At 71.0% G+C, this 15,652-nt stretch carries 15 protein-coding genes and 1 tRNA gene; 10 read left to right on the top strand and 6 right to left on the bottom strand.

Features of this window, described 5'->3' with window-relative positions; genetic code table 11:
- Positions 1-86: 86 nt before the first annotated feature.
- A complete protein-coding gene (phoU, locus tag GSY65_RS17085; protein ID WP_055517687.1) occupies positions 87-776 on the bottom strand; it encodes a phosphate signaling complex protein PhoU in 690 nt (229 codons plus the stop codon).
- A 527-nt stretch (positions 777-1,303) separates the two neighbouring features.
- Between phoU and GSY65_RS17080 the strand changes: the two genes are divergently transcribed.
- Positions 1,304-2,560 (top strand): sensor histidine kinase, encoded by a 1,257-nt coding sequence (locus tag GSY65_RS17080; protein ID WP_159769399.1) that lies wholly within the window; start codon positions 1,304-1,306, stop codon positions 2,558-2,560.
- Entirely contained in the window at positions 2,557-3,237 is a 681-nt protein-coding gene (locus GSY65_RS17075; RefSeq protein ID WP_033322296.1) for a response regulator transcription factor, read from the top strand. The genes GSY65_RS17080 and GSY65_RS17075 overlap by 4 nt, the downstream gene beginning before the upstream one ends.
- 122 nt (positions 3,238-3,359) lie before the next feature.
- Here GSY65_RS17075 and GSY65_RS17070 read toward each other — a convergent pair whose 3' ends face one another.
- Positions 3,360-4,043 carry a copper chaperone PCu(A)C gene (locus GSY65_RS17070; RefSeq protein ID WP_159769396.1) on the bottom strand — a complete coding sequence of 228 codons (684 nt, stop codon included), beginning with the start codon at positions 4,041-4,043 and terminating at the stop codon, positions 3,360-3,362.
- Between the two features lie 722 nt (positions 4,044-4,765).
- Between GSY65_RS17070 and GSY65_RS17060 the strand changes: the two genes are divergently transcribed.
- The 6 genes from GSY65_RS17060 (at position 4,766) to GSY65_RS17035 (ending at position 11,411) form a co-directional block, all read left to right on the top strand.
- Positions 4,766-5,248, top strand: coding sequence for a CarD family transcriptional regulator (locus GSY65_RS17060; RefSeq protein WP_003953493.1), 483 nt, complete (start codon positions 4,766-4,768; stop codon positions 5,246-5,248).
- 280 nt (positions 5,249-5,528) lie between these two features.
- Complete coding sequence (gene ispD, locus GSY65_RS17055; RefSeq protein WP_159769393.1) at positions 5,529-6,293, top strand: 2-C-methyl-D-erythritol 4-phosphate cytidylyltransferase; 765 nt, start codon at positions 5,529-5,531, stop codon at positions 6,291-6,293.
- Positions 6,283-6,789 (top strand): 2-C-methyl-D-erythritol 2,4-cyclodiphosphate synthase, encoded by a 507-nt coding sequence (gene ispF, locus GSY65_RS17050; RefSeq protein ID WP_159769390.1) that lies wholly within the window; start codon positions 6,283-6,285, stop codon positions 6,787-6,789. Before ispD ends, ispF begins: the two co-directional genes overlap by 11 nt.
- 357 nt (positions 6,790-7,146) lie before the next feature.
- Positions 7,147-8,565, top strand: a complete 1,419-nt coding sequence (gene cysS, locus GSY65_RS17045; protein ID WP_159769387.1) for a cysteine--tRNA ligase — start codon at positions 7,147-7,149, stop codon at positions 8,563-8,565.
- A 117-nt stretch (positions 8,566-8,682) separates the two neighbouring features.
- Positions 8,683-9,624, top strand: a complete 942-nt coding sequence (rlmB, locus tag GSY65_RS17040) for a 23S rRNA (guanosine(2251)-2'-O)-methyltransferase RlmB (protein WP_159769384.1) — start codon at positions 8,683-8,685, stop codon at positions 9,622-9,624.
- A gap of 104 nt (positions 9,625-9,728) precedes the next feature.
- Positions 9,729-11,411 (top strand): DoxX family protein, encoded by a 1,683-nt coding sequence (locus tag GSY65_RS17035; protein WP_159769381.1) that lies wholly within the window; start codon positions 9,729-9,731, stop codon positions 11,409-11,411.
- 207 nt (positions 11,412-11,618) lie between these two features.
- Here the strand turns inward: GSY65_RS17035 and GSY65_RS17030 are convergent, their stop codons facing one another.
- The 3 genes from GSY65_RS17030 to GSY65_RS17020 all read right to left on the bottom strand — a co-directional run bounded on the left by GSY65_RS17030 (position 11,619) and on the right by GSY65_RS17020 (position 14,383).
- The gene (locus GSY65_RS17030) at positions 11,619-12,350 is read right to left on the bottom strand and encodes a nucleotidyltransferase family protein (protein ID WP_159769378.1); all 732 of its coding nucleotides are present in this window, start codon (positions 12,348-12,350) and stop codon (positions 11,619-11,621) included.
- 200 nt (positions 12,351-12,550) lie between these two features.
- Entirely contained in the window at positions 12,551-13,015 is a 465-nt protein-coding gene (locus tag GSY65_RS17025; protein ID WP_159769375.1) for a hypothetical protein, read from the bottom strand.
- Between the two features lie 231 nt (positions 13,016-13,246).
- On the bottom strand, positions 13,247-14,383 hold the full coding sequence (locus GSY65_RS17020; protein ID WP_055537947.1) for an ABC transporter ATP-binding protein: 1,137 nt from the start codon (positions 14,381-14,383) through the stop codon (positions 13,247-13,249).
- Positions 14,384-14,615: 232 nt separating this feature from the next.
- On the opposite strand from GSY65_RS17020, the gene GSY65_RS17015 reads away from it, so the two are divergent.
- Positions 14,616-14,689, top strand: a tRNA-Thr gene (locus tag GSY65_RS17015).
- Between the two features lie 84 nt (positions 14,690-14,773).
- Here GSY65_RS17015 and GSY65_RS33795 read toward each other — a convergent pair.
- Entirely contained in the window at positions 14,774-15,214 is a 441-nt protein-coding gene (locus GSY65_RS33795; protein ID WP_236579836.1) for a tyrosine-type recombinase/integrase, read from the bottom strand.
- 224 nt (positions 15,215-15,438) lie between these two features.
- Here GSY65_RS33795 and GSY65_RS33305 point away from each other — a divergent pair, with 224 nt between their 5' ends.
- Positions 15,439-15,651: a hypothetical protein gene (locus GSY65_RS33305; protein WP_201452869.1), complete on the top strand. Its 213-nt coding sequence runs from the start codon at positions 15,439-15,441 to the stop codon at positions 15,649-15,651.
- Position 15,652: the final 1 nt, after the last annotated feature.

The following is a 15,652-nucleotide window of genomic DNA, read 5'->3' as shown; positions in this document are numbered from 1 at the left end:
CTGGCTCACCCATGACCCCCATGCCCCCCTGGCCCGCACCCGGCGGCCCACAACCCCCCGGCTCGCACCCACACGGTGCCCAGGGCCTACGCCCCCTCCACCCCCGTCACCGGCTGGATGTCGGCCTGGAGCTCGTCCGCGTGTTCGCCGGTCACCAGGTACACCACCCGCTTGGCGACGGAGACCGCGTGGTCGGCGAAGCGCTCGTAGTAGCGGCCGAGGAGGGTGACGTCGACGGCGGTCTCGATGCCGTGCTTCCAGCGGTCGTCCATCAGGTGCTGGAAGAGCGTGCGGTGGAGGAGGTCCATCGCGTCGTCGTCCTGCTCCAGCTGGAGCGCCAGGTCGACGTCCTTGGTGATGATGACCTCGGCGGCCTTGGCCATGAGCCGCTGCGCGAGCTGGCCCATCTCCAGGATCGTGGCGTGCAGGTCGCGCGGGACCGCCCGCTCGGGGAAGCGCAGCCGCGTGAGCTTGGCCACGTGCTGGGCCAGGTCGCCGGAGCGCTCCAGGTCGGCGGACATGCGCAGCGAGGTCACGACGATACGGAGGTCCGTGGCGACCGGCTGCTGTCGGGCCAGCAGCGCTATCGCGCGGGCCTCCAGGTCGTGCTGGAGGTCGTCGACCTTCTGGTCGGCCTCGATCACGCTCTCCGCCAGCTTCAGGTCGGCGTCGAGGATCGCCGTCGTGGCACGTCCGATCGCCGACCCCACCAGTCGGGCCATCTCGACCAGGCCCTCGCCGATCGAGTCAAGTTCCTCGTGGTACGCGTCCCGCATCAGGGTGTCCCTCTCTTACGTGCGTCTGCTCGTGGGTTTCCGAAAAGGCCGTGCCCGAAAGCCGTGCCGCCACACCGACGGTCGTGCTCCCATTCTCCGGAAGCCGTGCCGCTCCTGGGCGATGGCCGTCCTCCGCGCGTGGAAGCCGTATCGCTCCTGGGCGATGGCCGTCCTCCGCGCGTGGAAGCCGTACCGCCCTCGGCGATGGCCGTCCTCCGCCTGCGGAAGCCGTACCGCCCTGTCGGCGACGGACCGGTTCCGCTTCCGCGGGGAAGCCGTGCCGTGCCGTCGCATCGCCGGCCGCCGTGCCCGTGTGCAGGCGCGGCCGCCGTTCCGCCGGGCCGGAGCGGATGCCGGCCCGGGGGGCCCGGATGAACCCCACGCTCCCACGTTCCGATCCGTACGCGTCCGTTTCCGCCATCCCAAATGAACCATCCCTGGCTCCAAGGTGAACTCTGGGCGACGAGTGTTCGAGGTCGCCCTTCGAGTGCTGTGGGGATGTCCGACCTCGTGCCTAACCTGGATGCATGGACGTGAACGCGGCGGTCGCCGCAGCGGCAGCGATCGCCGGTGTACTCACCGGTGTCATCGCCATGCTGGCGTTCCGCTTCAGCGAGCGCGAGCAGAAGCGTCCGACCAGGACCTCCCTGCACACCGACCCGGTGCTGCCGCCCGGTGTGGACACCGTGCTCTCCGTGCTCCGCTCCTCCGCCGTGGTGCTCGACGAGGGCGACGGCGTCGTCAAGGCGAGCTCCGCCGCCTACTCCCTGGGGCTGGTCCGCGGCGGGAAGCTCGCCATCGAGCCGATGCTCCAGATGGCGCGCGACACCCGCCGTGACGGGGAGATACGCCAGGTCGAGCTGGACCTGCCCCGGCGCGGCACCGGGCGCGGCGAGGCCCTCGCGGTCTCCGCGCGCGTCGCCCCGCTGGGCTCCCGGCTCGTGCTGCTCCTCGTCGAGGACCTCACCGAGGCCCGTCGCATAGAGGCGGTACGGCGCGACTTCGTCGCGAACGTCAGTCATGAGCTGAAGACGCCGGTCGGCGCCCTGTCCCTGCTCTCCGAGGCCGTCATGGGCGCCAGCGACGACCCGGAGGCGGTGGAACGCTTCGCGGGGCGGATGCAGATCGAGGCCACCCGGCTCACCAACCTGGTGCAGGAGCTCATCGACCTCTCCCGCGTGCAGAACGACGACCCGCTGGAGGACGCCGAGCCCGTCCGGGTGGACGAGCTGGTCGCCGAGGCCGTCGACCGCTGCCGCCACCAGGCCGGCGCCAAGCAGATCACCATCGCGGCCGGTGGCACCGCCGCGCTGAGGGTCTGGGGCCACCGCGGCCAGCTCGCCGCGGCCCTCGGCAACCTCGTCGAGAACGCCGTCAACTACTCCCCGGCCCGCACCCGCGTCGGCATCGCCGCGCGCAGGGTGTCCGCACCCGGTGGGGACCTCATCGAGATCTCCGTGACCGACCAGGGCATCGGCATCTCCGACAAGGACAAGGAGCGCATCTTCGAGCGCTTCTACCGCGTGGACCCGGCCCGCTCCCGCCAGACCGGCGGCACGGGTCTCGGACTCGCGATCGTCAAGCACGTGGCGGCCTCGCACGGCGGGCAGGTCACGGTGTGGAGCTCCGAAGGCCAGGGCTCCACGTTCACCCTCAGGCTGCCGGAGGCGGGCGCGTCCCGCGACCGCGCCACGCACCACCCGGACCTCGACGACGAGGACGGACAACCGCACACCGAGTCATCCCCGTACGAACCGCATCCCGCCCCGGAGGTCCTTCCGTGACCCGAGTGCTCGTCGTCGAGGACGAGGAGTCCTTCTCCGACGCCCTGTCCTACATGCTCCGCAAGGAGGGCTTCGAGGTCGCCATCGCGACCACCGGGCCCGACGGACTCGACGAGTTCGAGCGCAACGGCGCCGACCTCGTCCTCCTCGACCTGATGCTGCCCGGTCTGCCCGGCACCGAGGTCTGCCGTCAGCTGCGGAGCCGCTCCAACGTCCCGGTGATCATGGTCACGGCCAAGGACAGCGAGATCGACAAGGTCGTGGGCCTGGAAATAGGAGCCGACGACTATGTCACCAAGCCTTTCTCCTCGCGCGAGCTCGTCGCCCGTATCCGGGCCGTACTGCGCCGCCGCGGCGAGCCCGAGGAGGTCACCCCGGCCGCGCTGGAGGCCGGTCCGGTCCGCATGGACGTCGACCGTCACGTGGTCACGGTCTCCGGCTCCAAGGTCGACCTCCCCCTCAAGGAGTTCGACCTGCTCGAAATGCTGCTGCGCAACGCGGGCCGCGTGCTGACCCGCATGCAGCTCATCGACCGCGTCTGGGGCGCCGACTACGTGGGTGACACCAAGACCCTCGACGTCCACGTCAAGCGCCTCCGCGCCAAGATCGAACCGGACCCGGGCGCCCCCAGATACCTGGTCACGGTCCGCGGCCTCGGCTACAAGTTCGAGCCGTGAGCCGAGCCAGAAGGCGCAAGCCGAGCCGTAGGCGTAAACCGTAGCCGCGAGCCGAAAGTGCCGAAGGGCGGCACCCCCGCGTGGGGTGCCGCCCTTCGGCGTGCGCGTCGTGCGTACGGCGCTCAGTCGCCGGCGGTCGCCTCGGACTCGGAGGCGGACGGCGAGCCGGACGAACCGGCGGCGGCGCCCTCCTCCGCGGCGGTGCCCTCGCCCGGCGAACCGGAGGCGGACGGCGAGCCGGAGGCCTCGTCCGACGGGCTCGGGCTGGAGGCCGGCGCCTCGGGGATGTCGCTCGGGCCCCACTTCTCGAAGTAGGCCTCGGCGGGGACGACGAAGGCGCGCAGGCTCACGTCACCGGTCTCGCTGAAGGTGAAGGTGACCTGCTGGGCGTTGCCGTTCTGCACGGCGGAGCCGATCTCCGGCAGGACGGCGGAGGCGTTGCCCTCGCCGCCGAGGATCACGGAGCCGCCGGCCGGGACGACGACCTTGCCGCCCTTGCCCTCACCCTTGACGGGGGTGACCTCGGCGGTGCCGGCGCCGTCCACGGTGACGGAGTCCAGCGTCTGGTCGGTGGTCGAGCTGTTGAACAGGGTCGCGGAGACGACCGCCGGGCCCTTGGCCGCGGCGTCCGGCTGGGTGACCACGATCGCGTTCTGGACCTTGATGTCCCCGACGGTCGTCGCCGCGTTGTCCGGCTTGATCTGGAGCGTCTGGGCGTTGCTGCCGGCGCTGCACGCGGCGAGCGAGGCGATCGAGAACGCGAGGGCGGCGGCGGCGAGTGCGCCGCGTCGAAGGCTGCTGCTCACGGCGGCGGCAACTCCTTGAACGTGGGCGATACGTGATCGGTAGCGCGCTTAGGTTACCGAGCCGCCCCATCACGACCGCACCCGACCCTCCCCAAGTGCCCCGCGAGTCACCGGAAGCAATTGACCGACGGGCCGTCCGTCCGCTCGTCCGGCATTCACATAACCCCCACCGATCCCTTCCTCGCCGCCCCTCGATTTCCGGCGGGGAATGCGCACGGCCACGGAAAATCGATCAGCCGCCGGAAGCCCGCCGGGAAGACGTCCGGAAGCACGTCGAGAACCACGCCGGAAGCCGGGCGGAAGCACGTAGGAACCGCAGGGGAACCCGCGCCGGAACCGGAGAGGAACCGGAGCCTGAACCCCTCCGGAACACGATCAGGTAACGGCGGAACATCTCCGGGAGATCGAACTCCTTGATCAATTCCGGATTCGTCTCGTACCCGACTCCACCCACCGAACGGAGTAACGGAAGTCGTACACTTGGAGGCGGACAAAGTGGGACGTTCGGACAGTCGATGAGCCCTTCGGGTGCGTGTGGCGTGTGTGTTTCGCTCCGCCCGGAGAGCCGCTCCGACCTGCGAATACCCGCTCCCGTTCGCCCCTCGCAGCACGTTCCTGTCGCTGTTGTCAAGCCCCGAGATATGCCCTGACCTGCGAAAACGCCATTCAGAACACGCCGTATCCGTGTTACCCTGGATAGCCACGGAAGGGGTACCTGTCACATGACGTTCAAGGTTGGCGACACCGTGGTCTATCCCCATCACGGGGCCGCGCTGATCGAGGCCATCGAAACTCGCCAGATCAAAGGCGTGGACAAGACCTACTTGGTGCTCAAGGTCGCCCAGGGTGACCTGACGGTGCGCGTACCGGCGGACAATGCGGAGTTCGTGGGTGTGCGTGACGTGGTCGGTCAGGACGGCCTGGACCGGGTCTTCGAGGTGCTGCGCGCGCCGTACGCCGAAGAGCCCACGAACTGGTCGCGCCGCTACAAGGCAAACCTGGAGAAGCTCGCCTCCGGTGACGTCATCAAGGTCGCGGAAGTGGTCCGTGACCTGTGGCGTCGTGAGCGGGAGCGCGGACTGTCCGCCGGTGAGAAGCGCATGCTCGCCAAGGCCCGCCAGATCCTGGTGAGCGAGCTCGCCCTCGCGGAGAACACCAACGAGGACAAGGCCGAGGCCCTGCTGGACGAGGTCCTCGCGTCCTGAACTGACTGAGGCAGGCAGCCAGCCCGCTCAGCCGCTCGACGCAGCACAGCAAATGCCGCGGTGCCCGATGACGTACGTATTGTCGCCGGGCGCTGCGGCATGTTCGTACCAGGCCACGGACGCCGGACGACCTACGAGGGGACGGGTCCCCGATACTTGGCGTGCCGGGCCCGGGCAGATGGCTCGACCAGATGTCACGGAAGGGTCCGGTCAAGATGTCGCGCCCGGCACGCTGTGGCCATACCCACGTAGGCCGAGCACACAAACCTGACAGGAACCGATGTCTGACGATTCGCGTCCTTCGCCTTCCGGGACCGGCGCGGGAGCCCGTACGGCAGCCGTGATCCCGGCCGCCGGCCGGGGTGTACGCCTCGGTCCGGGCGCCCCCAAAGCACTCCGTGCGCTGAACGGAACCCCCATGCTCATCCACGCGGTACGGGCCATGGCCGCGTCCCGCGCCGTCTCCCTGGTCGTCGTCGTGGCGCCGCCCGACGGGGCCGCCGAGGTCAAGTCCCTGCTCGACGCGCACGCGCTGCCCGAGCGGACCGACTTCCTGGTCGTGCCCGGCGGCGAGTCACGGCAGGAGTCCGTGCGTCTCGGCCTCGACGCGCTGCCCCCCGGCCACGACATCGTGCTGGTGCACGACGCGGCGCGTCCGCTGGTCCCGGTCGACACGGTCGACGCCGTCATCGAGGCCGTACGGGACGGGGCGCCGGCCGTGGTGCCCGCGCTGCCCCTCGCCGACACGGTCAAGGAGGTCGAGCCCACGGCCGAGCCGGGCACGCCCGAGCGCGTCGTCGCCACCCCGCAGCGGGCCCGGCTCAGGGCGGTGCAGACCCCGCAGGGCTTCGACCGGGCGATCCTCGTGCGGGCGCACGAGACGGTCACCGGTGAGGTCACCGACGACGCGAGCATGGTGGAACGGCTCGGAGCGCCGGTCGTGGTCGTGCCCGGACACGAGGAGGCGTTCAAGGTGACCCGCCCGCTCGACCTGGTCCTCGCCGAGGCGGTCCTGGCTCGCAGGAGGCTCAACGATGGGTTCTGAGACGCACGCGACACCCGCGGTGGTGCTGCCGCAGGTCGGCATCGGCACCGACATCCACGCCTTCGAGGAGGGCCGGGAGCTGTGGTGCGCCGGGCTGAAGTGGGAGGGGGAGGGACCGGGCCTCGCCGGGCACTCCGACGCGGACGTCGTGGCGCACGCCGCGTGCAACGCGCTGTTCTCCGCGGCGGGCCTCGGTGACCTGGGCCTGCACTTCGGCACGGGCCGGCCCGAGTGGTCCGGTGCGTCCGGGGTGACGCTCCTCGCGGAGGCCGCGCGCATCGTCCGCGACGCCGGGTTCGTGATCGGCAACGTGGCGGTGCAGGTCGTCGGGCCGCGACCGAAGATCGGCAAGCGGAGGGACGAGGCGCAGAAGGTGCTGTCGGAGGTCGTGGGAGCACCGGTCTCCGTCTCCGGCGCGACGACGGACGGGCTGGGCTTCCCCGGCCGCGGCGAGGGCCTGATGGCGGTGGCCACGGCGTTGGTCGCGAGGGTCTGAGGCGCGGCCGGGTTCGGGGGTGCCGGCCGGGTTCGGGGGTGCGGGTGCATGGGCGGGTGCGGGTGCGGGGGCGCTGGTCGCGCCCACGTGGCGGAGCCGCAGGTGTCACCGCCCCGTGCCCCTGAGGGGCGGCCGGGGCTGTGCCCCGTGCGCTTCGGGGAGCGTGGGCCGCAGGCCCCGTCGCTCCAGGGCGCGGGGAACTGCGCGAGACATCACGAACCACCCGCACCCGCCGACGGAACACGCGCCCCCGAGCCACCAGGCGCCCGGACCGGCGGCGCGGCCCCGTGTCACGAATTCGTGGCCCTTCGACGGGATCGGCGCAGCGCACCGGCGGTCGCCCACTACCCTGGAGGCGTGACTATTCGCCTGTACGACACCAGCGCCCGGCAGATTCGTGACTTCGACCCCATCACGCCGGGTTGCGTCTCGATCTACCTGTGCGGTGCCACCGTGCAGGCGGCCCCGCACATCGGCCACATCCGCTCCGGGCTCAACTTCGACATCATGCGTCGGTGGTTCGAGTACCGCGGGTACGCCGTGACGTTCATCCGGAACGTCACGGACATCGACGACAAGATCATCGCCAAGTCGGCCGACCAGGGCCGCCCCTGGTGGTCGATCGGCTACGAGAACGAGCGCGCCTTCAACGACGGCTACCACGCGCTCGGTTGCCTGCCGCCGACCTACGAGCCGCGTGCCACCGGGCACGTGACCGAGATGGTCGAGATGATGCGCGGGCTGATCGAGCGCGGCCACGCCTACGAGGCCGACGGCAACGTGTACTTCGACGTGCGGTCGTTCCCGGAGTACCTGCGGCTGTCCAACCAGGAGCTGGACAACCTGCTCCAGCCGTCCGGCGAGGGCGAGACCGGCAAGCGGGACCCGCGTGACTTCGCCATGTGGAAGTCGGCGAAGCCGGGTGAGCCCACCTGGGAGACGCCCTGGGGCCGGGGCCGGCCGGGCTGGCACCTGGAGTGCTCCGCGATGGCGCACAAGTACCTGGGCAGCGAGTTCGACATCCACGGCGGCGGGCTGGACCTGATCTTCCCGCACCACGAGAACGAGATCGCGCAGGCCAAGGCGTTCGGTGACGCGTTCGCCCGGTACTGGGTGCACAACGCCTGGGTCACCATGAGCGGCGAGAAGATGTCCAAGTCGCTCGGCAACTCGGTCCTCGTGAGCGAGATGGTCAAGCACTGGCGGCCCATCGTCCTCCGCTACTACCTGGGCACCCCGCACTACCGGTCGATGATCGAGTACAGCGAGGAGGCCCTGCGCGAGGCCGAGTCGGCGTTCGCCCGGATCGAGGGCTTCGTGCAGCGGGTCGTCGAGAAGGCGGGCGGGGTCGTCGAGCCGGCGGCCGAGGTGCCGCCGGCGTTCGCCGACGCCATGGACGACGACCTGGGCGTGCCGCAGGCGCTCGCCGTCGTGCACACCACGGTCCGCCAGGGCAACAGCGCGCTGGCCGCCGACGACAAGGAGGCCGCCGTGGCGCGCCTCGCCGAGGTGCGGGCCATGCTCGGCGTCCTCGGGCTCGACCCGCTCGACGCCCACTGGTCCGGCGAGGGCGGCGACCGGGGCGAGACCGTGCTCACCCAGAGCGTGCACGGTGTCGTCGACAGCCTGGTCGGTCTGGTCCTCCAGCAGCGCGAGTCCGCCCGCGCCCGCAAGGACTGGGCCACCGCGGACGCCATCCGCGACCAGCTCAACCAGTCGGGCCTGGTCATCGAGGACGGCCCGGACGGTCCGCGCTGGACGCTCGGCACCCGCTGACCCGCGATCACCTTGATCGATTGTGCCGCTCGGGCCTCCGGGCGGCACACTGCATGGACGAGACTTCAACGACGTACACGCGCACGTGTACGAAAGCTTCCAGGAGACAGGTAGGTCATGGCCGCTCACAACCGCCGCATGTCCGGCAAGAAGGGCGCGCAGGTCGGCAGTGGCGGCCAGCGACGCAAGGGTCTGGAAGGCAGGGGCCCGACGCCGCCCGCCGAGATGCGCAAGGGGCACAAGAAGAACCGCATCGCCAACGCCAAGGCCAAGCAGACGGCGCGCCGTCCCGTGGCGCGTGGCCGCGGTGGCAGGGGCACCTCGGAGATGGTCGTCGGCCGCAACCCGGTCGTCGAGGCGCTGCGTGAGGGCGTGCCCGCCACCACGCTCTACGTCCAGCAGTTCATCGACAACGACGAGCGGGTGCGCGAGGCGCTCCAGCTCGCCGGTGAGCGCGGCGGCATCCACCTCATGGAGGCGCCCCGCCCCGAGCTGGACCGGATGACCAACGGGCTCAACCACCAGGGCCTCGTCCTGCAGGTCCCGCCGTACGAGTACGCGCACCCCGAGGACCTGGTCGCCGCCGCGTTCGACGAGGGCGAGGACCCGCTGATCGTCGCACTCGACGGGGTGACCGACCCGCGCAACCTCGGTGCCGTGGTCCGCTCGGTCTCCGCGTTCGGCGGCCACGGCGTCGTCGTACCGGAGCGGCGCGCGGCCGGGATGACCGCCGGCGCGTGGAAGACATCCGCCGGTACGGCCGCCCGTACGCCCGTCGCCCGCGCCACCAACCTGACGCGTGCGCTGGAGGCGTACAAGAAGGCCGGTGTCGTCGTGGTCGGTCTGGCCGCGGACGGCGAGGTCGAGGTCGGTGCGCTGGAGGCGCTGGAAGGGCCCGTCGTCATCGTCGTCGGCAGCGAGGGCAAGGGCCTGTCGCGGCTGGTCGGGGAGACCTGCGACTTCCGGGTGCGGATTCCGATGCCGGGTGGCGCGGAGTCCCTGAACGCCGGTGTCGCGGCGGGAGTTGTGCTGTACGAGGCGGCTCGGCGCCGCGGCTGACCGGGCCTCCGACCGGGGGCTCGGGGTGTTCACGATCGCCTTGACGCGGTCCGGACAGATCGGCGCGGTCAAAGCAGTGTCCTAACGACACGTCACTCGGTTAGATGAGTGTGGACACCAGAACACCCCGCACACCCACGGGGGACCGCTCGTCGGGATTCGACGACGCTCCCGCGCTGAGCATGGTGAAGGTGCCGAGCGATCCGGCGCAGGTCATCGTCAACCACGCGAGTTTCCGCGTGCAGTTGGGCGCCTCCACGCGGGCGTCCCCGCGGATCGCACGGCACCTGAGCGCCACCGAGGACACCGCGCGGATGCCCGCCGTGGGCACGGCGGTGCGCGCCGGCGCGCCTGCCGCCGGGCGTCGGCGCCCGGTCGTCTGGAGCGGGAAGTCCGCGCCGGACGACACCGGGGCCCACCGTCTCCTCCAGGCCGCCAGGGAAGCCGGCGCCACCCAGGTCATCCCGCGCCTCGGTGTCACGGAGACCGACACCGGCGGTTTCGACGTCGAAAGCGGCCGCTACGACGCCGACTTGACGGTGGAGACGATCGAGACGCCCGTCGTCGGCAGCCAGCGCACCCACGGCGGCCACGCCGCCCCCGACGGCACCCGGCTGCTGCCCGCCATGCGCCAGGTCGGCAGCGCGTACGACGAGCCGGGATACGCGGGCCGGGACGACTACGCCGACGACCGTTTCACCGACGGGTACGACGACGGCGACCCGGACGGCGGGAGGGCGCGGCGCCGCACCGGCAACGAGCCCGTCCGGCAGGGCTATTACCCCGGCCGGCGGATGAACCTGGGCGTGGTGCTGCTGCCGCTGCGCGTCTTCCTCGGCTTCATCTCCATCTACGCCGGCATGGGCAAGCTCTGCGACCCGCACTACTTCGACGGCGGCAAGCGCGGCTCCATGGTGAAGTGGCTGAACACGCTCCACCCGTGGGAGGTCGCCGAGCCGCTGCGGCAGTTCGCGCTGGAACACCCGGTCGGCTCCGGCCTGGTCATCGCGTTCGCCCAGGTCATCGTCGGCGTTCTCACGATCTTCGGCCTGTGGCAGCGGGTCGCCGCCGGGTTCGGGGTGCTGCTGTCGGCCGCGCTGCTGGTGACCGTCAGCTGGAAGACCGTCCCCGTCTACGAGACGCCCGACATCATCTACCTCGCCGCCTGGTCCCCGCTGGTCATCGCGGGTGCCCCGGTGTACTCGGTCGACGGGCGGCTCGCGGGCGGTGCCTGGCGCACGCTCGGTCCGCGCGCCGACATCTGGGAGCTGCGGCGCTACGTGCTGCGCCGGGGCGCCCTCGTCGCCGCGATCGTCGTCGGTCTCACGCTGCTGGTCGGGTCGATGCTCGGCGGAGCGGTGCGGGACGCCGACCGGATCGTCGTTCCCGGTCCCGGGGAGGCGCCGCGCAACGAACTGCCCGGATCGCCGCTTCCCGGCGAGCCCGACCAGGGCCGCAAGGAGCGGCGCACCCCCTCCGCGTCCACCTCGCCGAGCGCCGGGGCGACGTCGGCGAGCCCCACGCAGGGGGCCACCACGACGCCGGAAGCCACGCAGGAAGCGGGCGCGGCCACCGGGCAGCCCAGCCAGACGCAGGGCACGGCGGGTCAGGCTCCGCCGCAGCAGTCCGCCCCGGTCGAGCAGGCGCCGACGACCGCGGGCCCGACCTCCAGCGGTGGTGCGGGTGCCTCCGGCGGGACGACCGGAGGGTCGGGTGGCACCACCGGCGGTTCCGGCGGCAGCTCCTCCGGTGGGCAGCCGGGGCTGGTCGGAGGGCTGCTCGGGTAGGTTCCACCGCCTTTCGAGGCGGTGAAGGGCGGGCCCCGCAGGGATCGGATTCCCTGCGGGGCCCGTTCCGTGTGCTCGCGCACCCGACGGACTCGGGGGTGCCGGTGCGGGTGCGGGTGCCGGGTGCGTCGGCGAGTACGGTCCGCAGTGACCGGTCGCGCGGTTCCCCGCGCCTCCCGGGCGTGAGAGCTGGGCTTCGATGGTGTCCTAGCGGCCCAGGGTCGCCAGTTCCCTCGCCGCTTCCGTCAGGTCCTTCGCGGTGTCGATCGCCCGCCAGTAGGCGCCCTGGGGGATCGGGAAGCCGGCCAGGCGGCGTTCCCGGGCGAGGCGGGGGAAGGTGGTGCGTTCGTGGTCGCCGCGCTCCGGGAGGAGACCCGCGAACTCGGGGGAGAAGACGTAGACGCCGGCGTTGATCTCGTACGTCGTCGGCGGAGCCTCGATGAAGTCGGTGACGCGGCCGAAGCCGTCGGTCTTGACGGCGCCCCAGGGGATGCGGGGGCGGGCGAGGGCGAGCGTGGCGACGGCGTCGCGCTCGGCGTGGAAGTCCGCCATGTCGCGCAGCGAGAAGCGGGTCCAGATGTCGCCGTTGGTGGCGTACCAGGGCCGGTCGGGGTGCGGCAGGTGCGCGGCCGCGTACTTGAGGCCCCCGCCGCGGCCCAGGGGTTCTGTCTCGACGACCGTGGTGACGCGGACGGGCAGGTCGGCCGAGTCCAGCCAGTTCTGCAGGACGTCGGCGAGATGCCCGCAGGAGACGACGACGTCGGTGACGCCCTCCTCGGCGAGCCAGGTCAGTTGATGGCCGATGATCGGGGTGCCCGTGCCCGGAATCTCGACCATGGGCTTCGGCCGGTCATCGGTGTACGGGCGCAGCCGGGAGCCCTGGCCACCTGCCAGGACCACGGCTTGAACGGGGCGCGACGCGGCGTTCGGATCGGTCATGCCCGAACTGTACGTGGCGCCCCGTTCGCGGGAGCACGGCCCTGGGTGATCGGTATCGGGGGGCGGACTGGGGGTGCGAGCGCCCTGGGCGTCCTGCGAGGCCCTCCGTGTGTGCTGCGGCCCGTCGCGGGGCCCCAGTGGTGTCGTGGGGCTCTCAGTGTTGCTGTGAGCCCTGTTCCTGTGAGCCCTTGGGCGGGACGTCAGCCGTGCAGTGCCGCGACTCCGGTGGCGAAGGAGGTGTCGCAGACGGGGCGGGCGTACGACTGGGCCCGGGTGGGGCCGTACGCGCGGACCGCGGCGCGGCCCAGGGCGCGGGCGATGGACGTGCAGTGCTTCGCCAGCGACGGGCGGCCGTTCACGGCCTGCTGGAGGTGGGTGAGGGCGACGCCGGGGTTCTGCTCCTGGAGCTCCATGAGGAGCTTGTCGCGCAGCAGCTCGTGCGGGGCGCGGGCCTTGGCGCGGGGGGAGGTCCGCTGGGCGGAGACGTCCGACGCGGCGAGGATCGACTCGGAGGGGTCGGTCCCGGACCAGTTGACGCTGGTGACCGCGAGGGTGCCGGAGAGCACCAGGACGACGGGCAGGACGAGGGCGAGGGAGCGGCCGATCCGGCGGGCGGGGCCGCGGCCGCGGCGCGTCCGTTGGGTGTAGGTGTGGGTGTGCTTCACGCGAGTGAGGGTAGCGCGGGGTAGTGATATGGCGACATTAGGTCACCGATACGGGGGACGCCGCAGCGCCGCCGTCCTGGCGCCGTGTTGACGCACAAGAGTCGAAATTAGCTGTTTTGCCAGGGTGGTTGGAGGCAGGGAAAAGGGCCCCGCAGGCTGGCTGCGGGGCCCTTTTCGTCAACCTGGGTGATTTATCCCGGGCCGGATGTTTCGCGGACGGTCGTGTCCGGGTCAGTCGGTGAGGCGCTCGCCCGTGGAGGTCGAGAACACGTGGGTCTCGCCCGGACGCGGCACGACGTGCAGCTGGGCGCCCTTCTCGGGGACCTGGCGGCCGTTGACGCGGACCACGAGGTCCTTGGTCTCGCCGCCGACCTCGGCGGTGCCGTAGACGTAGCCGTCGGCGCCGAGCTCCTCCACGACGTTGACGGAGACGGCGAGGCCGGCCGGAGCGTCCTCGGAGTCCTTCGACAGGGCGGAGGCGGCGGCCCCGTTGTGCTCGACCACGTCGAAGTGCTCGGGGCGGACACCGACGGTGACCGTGCGGTCGCCCCGGTCGGCGGCGGCCTTCAGGGCGTCACGGTTGACCGGGACGACGCTGTTGCCGAACTTCACACCGCCGTCGGTGATCGGGACCTCGACCAGGTTCATGGCCGGGGAGCCGATGAAGCCGGCGACGAAGAGGTTGGCGGGGCGGTCGTACATGTTGCGCGGGGTGTCGACCTGCTGGAGCAGGCCGTCCTTGAGGACCGCCACGCGGTCACCCATCGTCATGGCCTCGACCTGGTCGTGGGTGACGTAGACGGTGGTGATGCCGAGACGGCGCTGGAGCGACGCGATCTGCGTACGGGTGGAGACACGGAGCTTGGCGTCGAGGTTCGACAGCGGCTCGTCCATGAGGAACACCTGGGGCTCACGCACGATGGCGCGGCCCATGGCGACACGCTGGCGCTGACCACCGGAGAGGGCCTTCGGCTTGCGGTCCAGGTACTCGGTGAGGTCGAGGATCTTCGCGGCCTCCTCGACCTTCTGCCGGATCTCCGCCTTGTTGACGCCGGCGATCTTGAGCGCGAAGCCCATGTTGTCGGCGACGGTCATGTGCGGGTAGAGCGCGTAGTTCTGGAACACCATGGCGATGTCCCGGTCCTTCGGCGGCAGGTGCGTGACGTCGCGGTCACCGATGCGGATGGCGCCGCCGTTGACGTCCTCCAGGCCCGCGAGCATGCGGAGCGAGGTGGACTTGCCGCAACCGGACGGTCCGACGAGGACGAGGAACTCGCCGTCCTCGATCGCGATGTCGAGCTGGTCGACGGCGGGCTTGGTGGAACCCGGGTAGATCCGGGTCGCCTTGTCGAACGTGACAGTGGCCATGGGTCGTAGACCCCCTTCACCGGCAGGAACGTGCCGGACGATCCGAGTAAAGGTGGTGAGCCACCGGGGACGGTTCCACGGTGGTGTAGTCCATGCGAGGGACTGGCTCAGGACGGTACCTGGCGTTCACCTGGTCTGTCAGTACCCCGACCCCTGTGAACTTCGCGGAAATTTTCGACGGGACCACCCCATGACGTGGGTACACTGCACGGGCGCCCCCGCGCGGGGCCACGCCTCCTTAGCTCAGCTGGCCAGAGCAACGCACTTGTAATGCGTAGGTCGTCGGTTCGAATCCGACAGGGGGCTCAGTGTCTGACCAGCGGTTTCCTCCGGGGAGCCGCTGTTCTGTTCCTCGCCTAGTTGCAGTGCTAGTTGCGATAGAACGTTTGTTCACTCCCCAAGCGCGTCCCCCATCCGCCTCGCCGCATCGTTCGCGAGGACGGACGCGACGTGGGTGTACCGCGTCATCATCCGCATCGAGCTGTGGCCGAGGATCTCCATCACGACCCGGGGCGAGACACCCGACTCGATCAGCAGCGTGCCCGCGGTGTGCCGGTTGTCGTGCACCCGGGCGTCACGCAGGCTCGCGGTGGCGAGGATGTCCTTGAACTCCTGCCAGTCCATGCGGGGATCGATCGGCCGGCCGTTCTCCTGGCAGAACACGAGGTCGTGTTCCTCCCACAGTTCCCCGGCCGCCAGGCGCTCGCGCAGGTGGTCCTTGCGGTGCGCCCTCAGCAGCGGAATCAGCGGGAGAGGGATGGGCGCGAGCCGCTTGTTCTTCCCCTTCGGCTCCCGGAAGACCAGGCCCCCGCCCGTAGGCTCCGGGTACACCTTGGCGTGCGCCGTGCAGTCCTTCGGACACGGCTTGGGGCACCCGTTCTTCAGCTACGAGTGCCGCTCGCAGGTGGCCTTGCACGCCTTCCGGTGGTGCTTCTCCCCGCAGGCATGCGGGTCCTCGCAGCCGTGCTGCCACGTCAGCCTCTGGAGCTGCCACCAGACCTTCATGACGCCGTTGTCCAGGTCGACGTACTTCCAGCGCAGGCTGGCGCCTCACCTTGGCGCAGGCCCTCGGCGAGGGCAACGGACCAGCGGGCGCCGTTGCGCCGCTCGGCAGCCGCCGCGAGCAGCGCGCGGGCCTGCTGACCTGCGGCTCCCACACGATCACGCACGACGACGACCCGTACGGCCCGAAGCGCATGGGCGAATGCATGGTCAGCGCCCCCACGACCGATCTCGACCTGCACGACCTGATCCGGAAGGACGCCTGAC

The sequence above is a fragment of the Streptomyces sp. HM190 genome, assembly GCF_009857135.1.
GTDB classification, from domain to species: domain Bacteria; phylum Actinomycetota; class Actinomycetes; order Streptomycetales; family Streptomycetaceae; genus Streptomyces; species Streptomyces heilongjiangensis.
Note: the sequence above shows the minus strand (reverse complement) of the source record. Positions and strands in the feature narration are given on the sequence as shown.